Source organism: Stenotrophomonas africana (assembly GCF_013004645.1).
GTDB classification, from domain to species: Bacteria; Pseudomonadota; Gammaproteobacteria; order Xanthomonadales; family Xanthomonadaceae; genus Stenotrophomonas; species Stenotrophomonas africana.
In genome coordinates, this window is sequence record NZ_JABEME010000006.1 from 163,812 (window position 1) to 179,076 (window position 15,265).

Annotated in this window: 10 protein-coding genes; 8 read left to right on the top strand and 2 right to left on the bottom strand. The window is 66.0% G+C overall.

Going from position 1 to position 15,265, the window contains the following annotated elements; translation table 11 throughout:
- Positions 1–39: 39 nt before the first annotated feature.
- From HLA98_RS12580 to cueR, 8 genes are all read left to right on the top strand, one after another.
- On the top strand, positions 40–1,629 hold the full coding sequence (locus HLA98_RS12580) for a calcineurin-like phosphoesterase C-terminal domain-containing protein (protein ID WP_057500687.1): 1,590 nt from the start codon (positions 40–42) through the stop codon (positions 1,627–1,629).
- Between the two features lie 35 nt (positions 1,630–1,664).
- Positions 1,665–1,949 (top strand): hypothetical protein, encoded by a 285-nt coding sequence (locus HLA98_RS12585; RefSeq protein ID WP_005409434.1) that lies wholly within the window; start codon positions 1,665–1,667, stop codon positions 1,947–1,949.
- Between the two features lie 84 nt (positions 1,950–2,033).
- Entirely contained in the window at positions 2,034–3,056 is a 1,023-nt protein-coding gene (locus HLA98_RS12590; protein ID WP_057500686.1) for a glucokinase, read from the top strand.
- 51 nt (positions 3,057–3,107) lie between these two features.
- On the top strand, positions 3,108–4,106 hold the full coding sequence (locus HLA98_RS12595; protein ID WP_057500685.1) for a glycosylasparaginase: 999 nt from the start codon (positions 3,108–3,110) through the stop codon (positions 4,104–4,106).
- The gene (locus HLA98_RS12600) at positions 4,103–4,840 is read left to right on the top strand and encodes a copper homeostasis protein CutC (protein ID WP_057500684.1); all 738 of its coding nucleotides are present in this window, start codon (positions 4,103–4,105) and stop codon (positions 4,838–4,840) included. The genes HLA98_RS12595 and HLA98_RS12600 overlap by 4 nt, the downstream gene beginning before the upstream one ends.
- Before the next feature lie 407 nt (positions 4,841–5,247).
- Entirely contained in the window at positions 5,248–8,205 is a 2,958-nt protein-coding gene (locus HLA98_RS12605) for a TonB-dependent receptor plug domain-containing protein (RefSeq protein ID WP_057500683.1), read from the top strand.
- Positions 8,206–8,353: 148 nt separating this feature from the next.
- On the top strand, positions 8,354–10,855 hold the full coding sequence (locus tag HLA98_RS12610) for a heavy metal translocating P-type ATPase (protein WP_057500682.1): 2,502 nt from the start codon (positions 8,354–8,356) through the stop codon (positions 10,853–10,855).
- An 11-nt stretch (positions 10,856–10,866) separates the two neighbouring features.
- On the top strand, positions 10,867–11,322 hold the full coding sequence (gene cueR / locus HLA98_RS12615; protein ID WP_057500681.1) for a Cu(I)-responsive transcriptional regulator: 456 nt from the start codon (positions 10,867–10,869) through the stop codon (positions 11,320–11,322).
- A 79-nt stretch (positions 11,323–11,401) separates the two neighbouring features.
- On the opposite strand, the gene HLA98_RS12620 is transcribed toward cueR, so the two are convergent.
- Both HLA98_RS12620 and HLA98_RS12625 read right to left on the bottom strand, forming a co-directional pair.
- Positions 11,402–11,596 (bottom strand): heavy-metal-associated domain-containing protein, encoded by a 195-nt coding sequence (locus HLA98_RS12620; protein WP_049445502.1) that lies wholly within the window; start codon positions 11,594–11,596, stop codon positions 11,402–11,404.
- Between the two features lie 202 nt (positions 11,597–11,798).
- Positions 11,799–14,876, bottom strand: coding sequence for a TonB-dependent receptor (locus tag HLA98_RS12625; RefSeq protein ID WP_057500680.1), 3,078 nt, complete (start codon positions 14,874–14,876; stop codon positions 11,799–11,801).
- Positions 14,877–15,265 lie beyond the last annotated feature (389 nt).

Genomic DNA, 15,265 nt, shown 5'->3' on the forward strand with positions numbered 1-15,265 from the left:
GCTCTACAATAGGCGGTCTTCTTCTTTCCCGGACCGCCCATGAAACTGCCTGCCGCCTGGCTGTGCTGCCTGTTGCTGACCTCGCCGGCCTGGGCCGCGGACACCGTGGTCAGCGGCAAGGTCTATCTGGAGCGTGACGGACGGCCGGGGCGCGGCGCGACCGATCCGGGCCTGGCCGGGGTGCAGGTTTCCAACGGCGAGACCATCGTCAAGACGGCTGCAGACGGCAGCTACAGCTTGCCAGTGCGCGACGGCCAGACCGTATTCGTGATCAAGCCCGATGCCTACGCCTTCCCGAAGGCGACCGACGGCCTGCCGTCGTTCTGGCGCCACTACCGCCCGAACGGCTCGCCGGCGCTGAAGTACGGCGGCATCGCCGCCACCAGCGATGTCACCCGCAACTGGGATTTCGCTCTGCAGTCGGACCGCCATGACAGCCGCCATGGTTTCCAGATGCTGGTGTTCACCGATTCGCAGACCGCCAGCCTGAAGGACATCGGCTACTACCAGCAGTCGATCGTGGCGCCGCTGGTCGGCCAGACCAGGGCGCGCATGGGCACCACTCTGGGTGACATCGTCAATGATGACCTGACCCTGTATCCGGCGATCAACAAGGTCACCGCCGAACTTGGCGTGCCGTGGTTCCATGTGCCGGGCAACCACGACCTCGATTTCGATGCCGCCAGCGATGAGCACTCGCTGGACAGCTGGCGCAACATCTACGGCCCGGACACCTACGCGGTGGAAGAGGGCGGCGCCAGTTTCGTGTTCCTGGACGACGTGGTGTACGACCCCAAGGCCAGGCCGAAGTACGTCGGCGGCCTGCGCGAAGACCAGTTCGCCTTCCTCGCCAGCTACCTGAAGGGGCTGCACAAGGATCGCCTGCTGGTGCTGGGCATGCACATCCCGCTGTTCGACGCCGCGCCGGGACGCGAGACCTTCCGCCATGCCGATCGCCAGCGGCTGTTCGACCTGTTGAAGGACTTCCGCAACGTGCTGGTGCTCAGCGGCCACAGCCACACCCAGCAGCACGTCTACCACGGCAAGGCCGAGGGCTGGAACGGCGAAAAGCCGCTGCACGAGTACAACGTGGGTGCCAACTGCGGTGCGTTCTGGTCGGGGGTGAAGGACGCCGCCGGCGTGCCGGACAGCACCATGAGCGATGGCACCCCGAAGGGCTATGCGTTGCTCGATGTGGCCGGCAATGGCAGCTACAAACTGCAGTACCGCGTGGCCGGCAAACCGGCCAGCGAGCAGATCGGCCTGCATGCGCCGAAGGTGCTGCGCCAGGGGGCCTACCCGGCGTGGGGCATCTATGCCAACGTCTACATGGGTGAGGATGCCAGCGTGGTCGAGTACCGCGTCGATGGCGGCACCTGGCAGCCGATGAAGCAGGTCAGCCAGCCCGATCCGCGCCTGATGGTGGAAAACGTGGCCGACGATCTTGCCAATAACCTGCGCGGCTACGACCGCTCGCCGGAGGCCACCGCATCGCCGCACCTGTGGCGCGGCGCGTTGCCGACCGATCTGGCCGTGGGCAGTCACAAGGTCGAGGTGCGCTCCACCCAGCCCGACGGAGCGGTGTTCACCGCCAGCACCCGCTACAGCCTGCAGACTGCCCAGCCCTGACACGCCGCAAGGCCTCTCCAGCGAAAGGACCCCGCATGGATATCCGCTTCATGGCCGGCACCACGCCGGTGACCCTCAGCCGCCACTGGTTCACCGGCGCGATGCTGCTGCAGAGCGCCACCGAGAAGGTCTGGGTGCAGCATCCGCTGCATCCCGGCACCCACTTCTCGTTCTCGCTGGTACAGTCGTGGCTGCGCCATATCGCCGGCCATGAAGTGCTGGTTGAGCGCACCCGGCCGCTGCTGTTTGCCGGTTTCCGCCCGCAGCGGCTGCGCGTGCTGGTGGATGGTGTGCAGGTGGCCGAACAGGAAGGCATGTAGGCTAACCTGAACCATCGGTGTGCTAGGCAAAGCTACCCCGATGCCTGAGAATCGGGGCGATTCAATCGATCCAAGCAGGCCAGCGTGACCATCGCAGCAGCGTCCCCGGTTTCCTCCGACTCCGCCCGCGGCGGTCTTCCGCGCCGTCTGGTGGTCGCCGATGTCGGCGGCACCTTTGCCCGCCTCGCGCTGGCTGAAACCCAACCCGGCCAGGCACCGCTGCTGGGCAGCCATCGCACCTACGCCTGCGCCGAGCACCCCAGCCTGGCGGCGATCCTGGCCGATTTCACCGCAGGCCTTGGCCAGCCGGTGCAGACCGCGGTGGTCGCCATCGCCGGCCTGCTCGATGGCGATGTGCTGATCAATTCCAACCTGCCGTGGAGGGTCTCGCTGTCGGCCACCCGCGCGCAGTCCGGGTTGGGCGAACTGCAGCTGATCAATGATTTCGAGGCGGTGGCGCTGGCCATCCCTTATCTGCAGCCCGACACGCTGGTGCCGCTGAACGGCGATGCCGATCCGGCGCAGGCGTTCCCGGCACTGGTGCTGGGCGCCGGTACCGGCCTGGGCGCCGCGCTGCGCTTTGCCGATGGCGAGCGCCCGGTGCTGGCCAGCGAGATCGGCCATGCCGCGCTCGGCGCCGGCAACACGCTGGAACTGCAGGTGCTGGGCAAGTTGCTGCAGCGCTGGGCGCACGTGGACAACGAGCGCGTGCTGTCCGGTAGTGGCCTGATGAACCTGTACCCGTGCCTGTGCGAGCTGCGCGGTGCCACCCCGGTGTGGACCAGCACCGAAGCGTTGATCGGTGCCGCGCGCAGCGGTGAAGACGCGCTGGCGGTGGAAACGCTGCAGGTGTTCTGTGCCTGGCTGGGCAGTCTGGCCGGCGACGCAGCCATCGCCGTCGGTGCACGTTCGGTGTACCTGGCCGGTGGCATTTCCGCGCATGTGCAGGATTTCCTGGCCGATGGCCGCTTCCGTGAGCGCTTCCTCAACAAGGGCGTGCTGACCGAGGTGCTCCGCCAGGTACCGGTGTGGCGGGTGGAGCATGGCCAGCTGGGCGTGCTCGGTGCAGCGGTCTGGCACGCCGCTCGACAGCCCACGCACGACTGATCGGCACGGCCGGCATCGGGCCGGCCGCACATTGCAGACTGGGAGGGGAAGATGGTGGATCGCAGGCAGTTCCTGCAGGCCGGCGCACTGGCCGCTGGCATCGCAGCATTACCGGGCGTGCAGGCGCGCACGCAGGGTGGGGCCAAAGTGGTTTCGACCTGGGACTTCGGCGTGCCGGCCAACCAGGCCGCATGGGAGGTGCTGGCCCAGGGCGGCAGCGCGCTGGATGCGGTGGAAGCAGGCGCACGCTGGGCCGAGAGCGAGCTGTGCAACCCCACCGTTGGCCATTGTGGCAATCCGGATCGCGACGGCGTGCTGAGCTTGGACGCGAGCATCATGGATGGTGATGGCCGTTGCGGTGCAGTGGCCGCGCTGGTCGACATCCTGCATCCGGTGTCGGTGGCCCGCAAAGTGATGGAAAACAGCCCGCACGTGCTGCTGGTGGGCGACGGCGCGCAGCAGTTCGCGGTGCAGCAGGGCTTCGAGCGCAAGCACCTGCTGACGCCGCAGGCCGAAGCGGCCTGGCGCGAGTGGCTGAAGACCGAGAAGTACCAGCCGCAGATCAATGCCGAGCGCCGTGGTATTCCCGGCAACAGCGACAACCACGACACCATCGGCATGCTGGCGCTGGATGCCAAGGGCCATCTGGCCGGTGCCTGCACCACCAGCGGGATGGCCTGGAAACTGCACGGCCGGGTTGGCGACAGCCCAATCATCGGTGCCGGCCTGTATGTCGACAACGACGTGGGTGCGGCCACCGCGTCGGGCGTGGGTGAGGAGATGATCCGCAACGCCGCTTCGTTCCTGGTGGTCGAACTGATGCGCCAGGGGCGCTCGCCGGCGCAGGCCTGCCGCGAAGCCATCGACCGCGTGGTGCGCAAGCGCCCCGAAGCGAGCAAGACACTGCAGGTCTGCTTCCTGGCCATGAACAAGCAGGGCGAGGTGGGTGCCTACGCGTTGCATCGCGGCTTCGTCTACGCCGTGTGCGATGGGCAGCGCCAGGATGACCTGCGCGACTCGCCGTCGATCTACACGAGCACCCAGGCGTGAGCAGGCGGCTCACTCTGGAAATCGCCAGCAACTCGCTGGCCTCGGCGCTGGCCGCTCAGGCCGGTGGCGCTGACCGCATCGAGCTGTTCGACAACCTGGCCGAGGGCGGCACCACGCCGTCGTTCGCCAGCATCGCGATGGCCCGTGAGCGCCTGTCGATTCCGCTGTTCGTGCTGGTGCGGCCACGCCCGGGCGACTTCCACTACGACGCGCTGGAAACCGAACTGATGCTGCGTGACATCGCGCAGTGCCGCGCGCTCGGCTGCGATGGCGTGGTGATCGGTGCGCTGGATGTGCAGGGCGGCATCGACGTGGCGCTGTGTCGCGAACTGGTGCAGGCCGCCGGGCCGTTGCAGGTGACCTTCCACCGCGCCTTCGATGCGGCCCGCGATCTGCCGGCAGCGCTGGAGCAGGTGATCGGGCTGGGCTGCCAGCGCGTGCTGACCTCGGGCGGCCAGGTCAGCGCCGAGGCCGGTGCCGATGTGCTGGCGGGCCTGGTCACCCAGGCGGCGGGACGTATCACGGTGATGGCCGGCGCCGGGCTGGGCCCAGCCAATGTCGCCGCCGTCGCACGACGCAGCGGCTGCACCGAACTGCACGCCTCGGCCAAAGGCCTGCGGCGCTCGGCCATGCAGTTCCAGAACCCGGACCTGCGAGGGCTGGACCCGGACTGGAGCCAGACCGCCACCGCCACTGTGGCCGCGCTGCGGCAGGCGCTGGACGGCGCGCAGTAACCCGCTTCTTCTGTAGAGCCGAGCCCTCGCTCGGCTGCTCTTTGCGACGAACAACAGCAGCCGAGCACAGGCTCGGCTCTACAACGACCCGCTGCCGGCCGAACGCGACCACGCGGACAAAACCGTTCCGCGCGCGGCTGTCGTGATCGTGTCACTACTTCGTGCGCCGTTCTCTCAGCGATGTTTCGCAACCCTTTGATTGTTCTGGATGCCGGCAGCCGATAGCGGCATTCCCTCGGGTGTTGCTGCGTTGCCGCATGCCGGGCGTGGTTCAGCCGTGCTTTAGTTTGGATCGATCCACAGGAGGGGGCGCCGCGTCGGTCCTGAACCGATCCAGATGCCCGGATCAGCCGTAGTGCCGCGCCACCACCCGTCCGTGCGTCCACACTTTCGAAGAGCAACCACCCATGGCTCAGTCCGTTCGCAAGCGCCGTCACCTGCTGTCCCAGGCCCTGATCCTCGCCCTCTTGCCGCTGGCTGCCAGTGCACAGGAAGCTGCCAGTGCGTCCACCAAGGATCTGGACGCAGTCACCGTCACCGGTTCACGCATCAAGCGCGCCGCCGTCGAAGGCCCGGCACCGGTCAACGTGATCACCGCCGCGCAGATCCAGAAGGAAGGCTTCGTCAGCGTGTACGACGCGCTGAAGACCCTCACCGAAGCGACCGGCACTGTTGAAGCCGCTTCGCAGTGGGGCTCGCATACGCCCAATGCCAGCGGCCTGAACCTGCGCGGGATGGGCCCGAATCGCTCGCTGCTGCTGGTCAACGGCCGTCGCGTGGCGGACTACCCGCTGCCGTATGGCGGTGAAACCAACTTCTCCAACTACGGCAACATTCCGGCCGCGGCGGTGGAGCGCATCGAAGTGCTGACCGGTGGCGCCTCGGCCATCTATGGTTCGGATGCGATTGCCGGCGTGGTCAACGTCATCCTGAAAACCAACTACGACGGCGACGAAGTGCGCGTGCGTGGTGGTACCTCCACCGAGGGTGGCCGCGATACCTGGGACTTGTCCTGGGCCGGCGGCAAGACCGGTGACAACTGGAGCGTGACCTACGCGCTGCAGTACACCAAGCGCGACCCGCTGTTCGGGCGTGACCGCCCGCAGATGGACGATGCCGATGATGCGCCGTACCCGTCCTGGAACATGGAGCAACGCAAGGTCGGCTTCCGACCCACCGCTGGTCTGGCGCTGATCGATCCGACCACGGGCCAGCGTCTGGCACCGCCCACCGGCACCTGCGAGAAGTTCAACGGCGAGTACTACACCGCCGATCGACTGGTCTACAACTACGCCGCCAACAGCATCACCAACACCGGCCGCCTGTGCGGTATGAGCGCCGACTACGCCAACTGGCTGCTCACCGGCGGTGCCGAGAACGTGTCCGGCAACCTGTATGCCACCTTCGACTTCAGCAACGACCTGCAGGCCTGGACCAACCTGGCGGTGTACCGCTCCGAAGCGATCTGGGGCACCAATCCGCCCAGCGTGTCGCTGATCGACGATGACAACGGCTACTACTGGGATGCCAACCGCAACCGTCCGATCCTGGGTGTGCGCCAGTTCACCCCGAACGAGGTGGGCGGCCTGGATACGCTGCGCAATACCAACCGGGAACTGTCCTGGGATTGGAGCGCGGGCCTGCGAGGGCGCTTGGCCGACCGCTTCGACTGGAGCGCCACGGTGGGGCGTTCCTACTACCGCGTGGAAGAGCGGCAGAACGTGGTCGACAAGCAGAAGTCGTACGACTACTTCCTCGGCCCGAAGCTGGGCACCACGGCCGATGGCGAGGCGATCTACGCCTTGAACGAATCGCGCTGGTGGAACCCGCTCACGCCGGACGAGTACTGGCAGATGGGCACGGTGGCGAAGAACCGTGCGTCCTCATGGGTCAACCAGGCCTCGGCGGATATCACCGGCGAACTGTTCCAGGGCTGGGCCGGCCCGATCTCGTTCGCCGCGGTAGCTGAAGTCGCGCAGCAGGGTTATCACCTCAGCCCCGACCCACGCGCCGGCATCGACTTTGACCTGCAGAACGTCGATCGCGGTGGCGGCGAGCGCACCCGCTATTCGGCCGGCGTCGAGTTCAAGATCCCGCTGCTGGACAGCGTGACCGCCACTGCGGCCGCGCGCTATGACCGCTATGGCAACTACAAGGCCGACGACAGCAGCGAAGCGCTGGACATCGGCAGCCAGAAGGAAACCACCTGGAACGTCGGTCTGGAATGGCGCCCGGTCGAATCGCTGCTGGTGCGTGGCTCGTACGCCACCAGCTTCCATGCGCCGGACATGCATTACCTGCTGGGCCAGCCGAGCAGTTCGGAAGTGCAGACCTATGACCGCCTGCGCTGCATCCAGAGTGGCGCGTACCTGGTCAACAACTGCGGTGTGGGCAACACCGATGTCTGGTACACCTTCGACGTGAACCGCCGTGGCACGCCGCTGCTGCGCTCGGAAACCGGCGATTCGTGGACGGTCGGTTTCGTCTGGGACGTGATGCCGAACCTGTCGGTCAGTGCCGACTACTGGGCGATCAAGCTGGAAGACATGATCGTCGACGTCGGCGCCGATGAGGTGCTGGCCAGCGAGGCCGGTTGCCTGACCGGCAAGAACATCGATGGCACGCCATGGGCCAACCCGGCCGGTGGCGAGTACTGCGCCGGCATCCTGGCCCGCGTGAACCGTGACAGCAACGGCCGCCTGGTATCGATCGAGCGCGGCCCGTTCAACCTGGCCAGCCGGGAAGTGCGCGGCATCGACTTGACCGCACGCTATCGCCTGGAAACCGCGCAGTGGGGCAGCTTCCAGCTGGGTGTGAACTACACCAACCAGATCTCCACCAAGGAACAGCGCTACGCCAACGACCCGAACCCGGAACGCCGCGACCGCGACCTGCGCAGCAAGCTGCGCGCGAGCCTGGCCTGGCAGCGCGGCAACTGGAACGCCAATGTCTATGCCGACCGCGTGGGCTCGGTGCCGGGCGTGCGCTACCACTGGGGCACCGACCGCCTGGACAACCCCGGTGGCTGCCTGCCGTTCGCCGATGGCTACGTGCCCAGCGACAGCCCGTCGCTGAACTGCCTGGAGCCGGCGACACGTCCGGATGGCTCGCCGAACCCGAACCCGAATGCAGGCCAGCAGACTGCGCGCTATTTCGGCCGGGTCGGGCCGTTCATCACCTGGAACTTCAACGTGGGCTACCAGGTGACCGAACACGCGAAGGTAAACGTGTACGTCAACAACGCCTTCAACTCCGCCAGCTGGAACCACAAGGACCCGTACAAGCTGGACTACGATTTCGCCCCGACCCGGTTGCTGGGCGCGGTCGGCCGCGAGTTCGCGTTGGAGTATGTGTTCACCTTCTGAGGAGACCTACCTCTGGCGGTAGACCGCGCCATGCGTGGATGTGGACGCCGGGTGCCCATTCAGGAAATGCGGACAGGCTGGAGTTGACCTTCCCACGATGGCAAGGTTTAGCCTGTCCGCATCCAGAAGGAATCCCGGGAATCCGATCATGAGCACGCCGCGCGCCGCTGCTGTCTCCGCCAGCCCCTCCACCATCAGTCTGCCCATCGAGGGCATGACCTGCGCCAGCTGTGTGGGCCGGGTCGAGGCGGCACTGTCCAAGGTCGAAGGTGTGGGCAGTGTTTCGGTCAATCTGGCCACCGAGCGCGCGGATATCCGCCCGTCCGGTCCGGTCGATCGGGCCGCGTTGATCCAGGCGGTGGAGCGGGTGGGCTACGACGTGCCCCCCGCCACCGTTGAACTGGCCGTGGAAGGCATGACCTGCGCCTCCTGCGTGGGCCGCGTGGAGCGCGCGCTGCTGGCGGTGCCAGGCGTGAGCCAGGCCAGCGTGAACCTGGCCACGGAGCGTGCGACCGTGCGCGGCGTGGCTGATACGGCCGCCTTGGTTGCGGCCATCGACAAGGTCGGCTACGCCGCACACCCGATCGAGGCCGGCGTGCAGTCCGATGAGGAGGCCGCAGAAAAGAAGGATGCCGAGCGCGCTGAGCTGAAGCGCGACCTGATCGTGGCGTCCGCGCTGGCGCTGCCGGTGTTCGTGCTGGAGATGGGTTCGCACCTGATTCCCGGCATGCACGAATGGGTGATGGCCCACATCGGCATGCAGAACAGCTGGTACCTGCAGTTCGCACTGACCCTCCTGGTGCTGGCCATCCCGGGCCGCCGCTTCTACCAGAAGGGCTTCCCGGCGCTGCTGCGGTTGGCGCCGGACATGAATTCGCTGGTGGCGGTGGGCACCGCCGCAGCGTTCGGTTATTCAGTGGTGGCGACCTTTGCACCGCGGCTGCTGCCGCCGGGCACGGTGAACGTCTACTACGAAGCGGCCGCGGTGATCGTTGCGCTGATCCTGCTCGGCCGCTTCCTCGAAGCGCGCGCCAAGGGCCGCACCTCGGAGGCGATCAAGCGTCTGGTCAACCTGCAGGCCAAGGTCGCCCACGTGATCCGTGACGGCCGCACCGTCGATATCCCGGTCAATGAAGTGCAGAGCGGCGACGTGGTGGAAGTGCGGCCAGGCGAGCGTGTGCCGGTCGATGGCGAGGTGGTTGAAGGCCGCAGCTACATCGACGAATCGATGATCAGCGGCGAGCCGATCCCGGTTGAGAAGCAGCCGGGCAGCAGCGTGGTGGGCGGTACGGTCAACCAGAAGGGCGCACTGACGGTACGTGCGACGGCGGTGGGCGCGCAGACCATGCTGGCGCAGATCATCCGCATGGTCGAACAGGCGCAGGGCTCGAAGCTGCCGATCCAGGCGGTGGTTGACAAGGTCACGCTGTGGTTCGTGCCGGCAGTGATGCTGGCCGCGCTGGCGACCTTCGCGGTCTGGCTGATCTTCGGCCCGTCGCCAGCCCTGAGCTTCGCGCTGGTCAACGCGGTAGCGGTGCTGATCATTGCCTGCCCCTGCGCGATGGGGCTGGCCACGCCTACCTCGATCATGGTCGGTACCGGCCGTGGTGCCGAAATGGGCGTGCTGTTCCGCAAGGGCGAAGCACTGCAGCTGCTGAAGGACGCGCAGGTGGTGGCAGTGGACAAGACCGGCACGCTGACCGAAGGCCGCCCGCGCCTGACCGACTTCGAGATCACGGACGGTTTCAATCGCAGCACCGTGCTGGCGGCGGTTGCCGCAGTGGAATCGCGCTCTGAACATCCGATCGCCCGCGCCATCGTCGATGCAGCCACTGAACAGGGCATTGCACTGCCGTCGATGGTCGATTTCGAATCGGTCACCGGCATGGGCGTGCGTGCCAGCGTTGATGGTGAGCGGGTGGAGGTCGGTGCCGATCGCTTCATGCGCGATCTGGGCGTGGACATCACTTTGTTTGCGACGCTGGCGGCAGAGCTGGGCACCCAGGGCAAGTCGCCGCTGTATGCCGCCATTGACGGTCGCCTGGCCGCAATCATCGCGGTATCCGATCCGATCAAGCCGAGCACGCCGGCCGCAATCGCGGCACTGCATCAGCTTGGCCTGAAGGTGGCGATGATCACCGGTGACAACGCTGGTACCGCGCAGGCGATCGCGCGCCAGCTCGGCATCGACGAAGTGGTGGCCGAGGTGCTGCCGGAAGGCAAGGTCGAGGCGGTGCGCCGCTTGAAGGCCAAACATGGCCATGTCGCCTTCGTCGGTGATGGCATCAACGATGCGCCGGCACTGGCCGAGGCCGATGTCGGCCTGGCCATCGGAACCGGTACCGATATCGCAGTGGAATCGGCCGATGTGGTGCTGATGTCGGGCAACCTGCAAGGCGTGCCGAATGCCATTGCGTTGTCGAAGGCGACGCTGGGCAACATCCGGCAGAACCTGTTCTGGGCCTTCGCCTACAACACCGCGTTGATTCCGGTAGCGGCCGGCGTGCTGTACCCGGTCTGGGGCGTGCTGCTGTCACCGGTGTTCGCGGCCGGTGCGATGGCCCTGTCCAGCGTGTTCGTGCTGGGCAACGCGCTGCGGCTGCGTCGCTTCCAGCCGCCGATGGCGGATGCCCCCGCCGCGATCCATTGAGGGAGAACCGCATGAATATCGGTGAAGCCGCCAAGGCCTCCAGCGTGTCGGCGAAGATGATCCGCTACTACGAACAGATCGGCCTGATTCCCGCCGCTGATAGAACCGAGTCGGGCTACCGGGCGTATTCGCAGGCGGACATCCACCGTCTGCGCTTCATTCGCCGCGCACGCGATCTGGGCTTCCAGGTGGCCGAGATCACTGATCTTCTCGGCCTCTGGAATGACACCTCGCGGCACAGCGCCGACGTCAAGCACCTGGCCGAGCAGCACATCGCCGATCTGGAGCAACGCATCGAGCACATGCGGCAGATGGCCGACACGCTGAAGTCGCTGATCAGCTGCTGCGCGGGCGATGAGCGCCCGGAGTGCCCGATCCTGCAGCGGCTGGGCGAAGACGAAGAGACTCTGGCGCCGCTGGAGACCGCGAAGACCGGTGCGGTGCGCCGCCGCGCGCACAAGCACTGACCTGGCGTTGCATGCATGGAAAGCCCGCCCGGTGCAGCTGCACCGGGCGGGCTTTTCGTTGCTGGCGCTGGTTAGGGGATCAGGCCGTGCGCGGTGGGAAACCTGCGTCGTTCAGCGCTGCCACGATCTGCGCTTCGCTGGCCGAGGTCTGTACCTGCACGCGACGGCTGGCGGGGTCAGCCTGCACGCTGGCCTGCGGGTCCACGCCTTCAATCGCCTTGGTCACGCTGCGCGCGCAGCCGCCGCAGGTCATGCCTTCAACATGGAATTCCATCTGTAGCTCCTTCGGTGCTCTTGGGGTGGAGTCAGTGTGCACCTTCCAACGATGGCAGGGTCAAGCACCGGGCTGAACGACAGGCCAGGCGGCGACAAAAAAACGGCAGCCACCTGTACCAGCGTGGCTGCCGTGGAGGAACGTCCCCGCCAGGGCGGGGCGTGGGTTGCACCGGGGCGCGCCCGGGCAACCCGGTGTTGCCTTAGAACTTCCAGGTAGCGCCGAAGTACAGCTGGCGGCCTGCATAGGTATTGGAGATCAGGCGTGCCTTGGTGTCGCTGCCCAGGTGCACGCGCTGCTCGGACTTGGTGGCATTGATCACCGAGGCGGTCAGCGTCCAGTCCGGGGTCAGGTTGTAGGCCACGTTCAGATCCAGCTGGTCATACGGCTCGGTGTAGACGGTGAGGCCATTGTTGAGCCCGCCGACTACCTGCCCGCGACGGTTGAACGAGGCGCGCGCGAGGAACTTCTCGTTCTCGTAGAAGACCGTCACGTTGGCCTGGTTCTTGGCGCTGCCGACCAGCGGCGAGGAGCCGATTTCCTGCCCGTCCAGAACAATGGAAGCCAGGTTGGTGTCGTTGTAGGTGTAGTTGGCCTGCACGCCAAAGCCGAAACCGAAGGTGTACTGGCCATACAGCTCGACGCCCTGCGACACACCATCGCGGCCATTGGCCTGGGTCTCGTAGCGCTGCACGTTCACCGCTTCACCGTTGATGACCATCGGCGTGTCGCGCACCACCGGCAGGGTGAAGTTGTCCACGTTCTTGCGGAACAGGCCGACACCGGCCACCGCGCCCGGCTGGAAGTACCACTCCAGGCCCAGGTCGAACTGGGTGGCCTTGAACGGCTCCAGCTGCTTGTTGCTGCCCTGGCCGACCCAGCCTGCGGTCGATGCGCCGCCGGCAACGCGGCGATCATTGACGTACTCCTCGCTGTAGTAGCTCAGTGCGCCCGGTGCTGCGATGTCGGTGTAGCCAGGGCGGGCGATCACCTTCGATGCGGCACCACGCAGCACCAGCGTGTCGGTGATGTCCCATGCAATGTTGAAACTCGGCAGCACGTCGGTGTAGGTGCGGTCCACGCCGATCAGGCTGTAGGTCTTGCTCTGAGCCAGGTCATGCGGCAGGCGCACGAAGCCGCTCTCGCAGCTGTAGGTCGGGTAGGCCGCAGCAGCTGGATCGGTGCACGCCATCGGCGCGCCGGATGCGTTGTCCAGGAAGTAGTCGTTGAACTTCTCGATCGAGTCGGAAGACTGCGCGAACTGCTTGGTGCGCACCACGCGCACGCCGACATTGCCGCGCACGCGCTCGGTGCGGAAGTTGGCCTGGAAGTAGCCGGAGTAGATCTTCTCGTTGACGTTGTAGACGAAGTCTTCCTCGGTACGGTTGTGCGAACCACCGTAGGTCTTGTTCAGATAGTCGATGTACGCCGGGTAGTTGATGCCCGGGAACACGTTGGCATTGAAGCCACCGGCAATATTGCTGATCGGACTGGACAGGAAGAAGCCGGGCTGCGCATCGCCGGCAGTCGGATCGCAGCCACTCTGGTAGCGGCTGTTGTCATAGTCGGCCGGGTCACGGCCGGGGCACACCCAGTAGGTGTTGCCGGTGTTGCGGTGGACCTTGCCGTCACGGTACTTGGCACCGAACTGGATCGAATCCAGCCAGCCGGACTCGAACAGCTTGGTCACGTCGGCCTGGAAGTAGTTCTGCTTGACCTCGGTGCGCTTCCACGACGAATCGGTCGAGCCGGTGTCGACTTCGGCGATGCGGTTCATCAACTGCTGCTGCAGGTCGGGCGAGAAGGTGGCAGACGGCGTGCCAGTCAGGTCCCATGCGCTGTACTGGTTACCGGACAGGTAGTCGTTGCCGACCTTGCGGCGCGGCTTGGCCGACATGCGGAAATTCATCGACGGACCACCTTCGGACCAGGTGCGGCCACCGGTGAACGAGGCCTTCCACAGCGGGCTGATGTCCCAGTCGATGGTCAGGTCGGCGGTCTGCGACAGCGCCTTTTCCTTGCTGTAGCCACCGGTCAGCTGCGGTGTCGGAATCGTGCAGTCGTCCGGGCCCCAGCCGCCGGGCTTGAGGCCGGCGGCCTTGGCCTGGTCTTCGCTGCAGTAGTAGGTCTTTCCAGCCAGCTTTTCGAACTGGGCACCGGTGACGGTGTTGCCGCTGGCATCGAAGTCCAGGCCATTGAGCAGGCGGCCTCCGGCCCAGTTGCCGTCCTGGTTGTAGCGCGCCATGCTCCATTCCGGAATCTTCAGCATGTTCTGGGTGTAGTCACCCTGCAGCTCGAAGCGGAAGTAGTTGGCGGTCATCGTGACGTTGTCGACCGGCTTGAACTGGAAGGTCAGCTGGCCGCCCTTGCGCTCGCGCTTTTCTTCCTTCACCGCGAAGTTGACCGAGGTCGGCATGAAGAAGTCGCTGTAGTTGCCGCCGGTCTGGTTGTTGAACCCGGACTTGCCCCACCAGTAGTGGATGCCATCCTGCTGCTGCACGTTGCCATAGGCGTCGCGTGCCCTGCCGGCGCCGTACCACTGGTAGTCCTCGGTGCTGGCTTCCATGGTGCGGGTGGTGCGCTTCTGCTGGGTCACGCCGACCAGCACGCCGAAACGCTCATCCTTGCTGTGCCACGAATACAGGGCCGAGGCCTGCGGGTCGATATCGTGGTGGGTATCGGAAGAGGTGCCCTCGAGCGTGACGAAGCCCGAGTTGGACTCCATGTCCAGCGGACGACGGGTGTGCAGGATGACCGTGCCGCCGATGCCGCCTTCGTCGATGCGTGCTTCCGGCGACTTGAACAGCTCGGCGCTGGACAGCATGTTCGACGGCAGCAGGGTGTAGTTGAACGAACGGGTGGCTTCGTCGTTGGTTTCCGACGTGGCCACGTAGTTGCCATTCAACTGGGTCAGGGTCAGGTCCGGCGCAAGGCCGCGCACGCTGACACTCTTGCCTTCACCACCGCTGCGGGTGATGACCACGCCGGGCACGCGCTGCAGTGCGTCGGCCACGTTCTTGTCGGGGAACTTGCCGACGTCCTCGGCGGTGATCACTTCGACAACGGCGTTGGCGTCGCGCTTCTGCTCAAGGCTCTTTTCGATGGCGTAGCGGTAGCCGGTGACCTGGACGCTGTCCAGGTTGGTGGCGTCCTGCGAGCCGGTGGTGGTTGCCTGCTGCGCGGCGGCGCCGGCCGGAGCGACGGCGGCGGCCAGGGCCAGCGCGACGGCCAACGACAATGCGTCCTGGCCATGCGTACGTGTTGAATGCTTCATTCCCATCTCTCCCTCTCTCCTGGATTGATCCGGTGACGTGGCACGGACAACTTGAATCGATCTAATTTGAAGTGACATTGTCGCTATCGCCATGCAGTGGCAGTTGCACCGTGCACGTGGCCTGGTACGTCCTGTTGCCGCTCCCCCAACTCCCGGCCATCGCAGCGTCGTCTTGGATCGATCTAAGCGATGGGCGGGCGTTTTTTAGCATGGGTCGCCCGCGGGCGCATGCTGCTCCGCAATATGGTACTGGCGTGGCGAAGGGATGACGGTTTGCTGAAAACAGTGAAATCGTTTTCGTGCGCAGGGGAGGGTGGGTCGGCAGGGCTGCGCCCTGCACCTGCGGTAGTGCCGGCCGCTGGCCGGCAACAGCGAAAACCAAAGCCAAAGCCAAA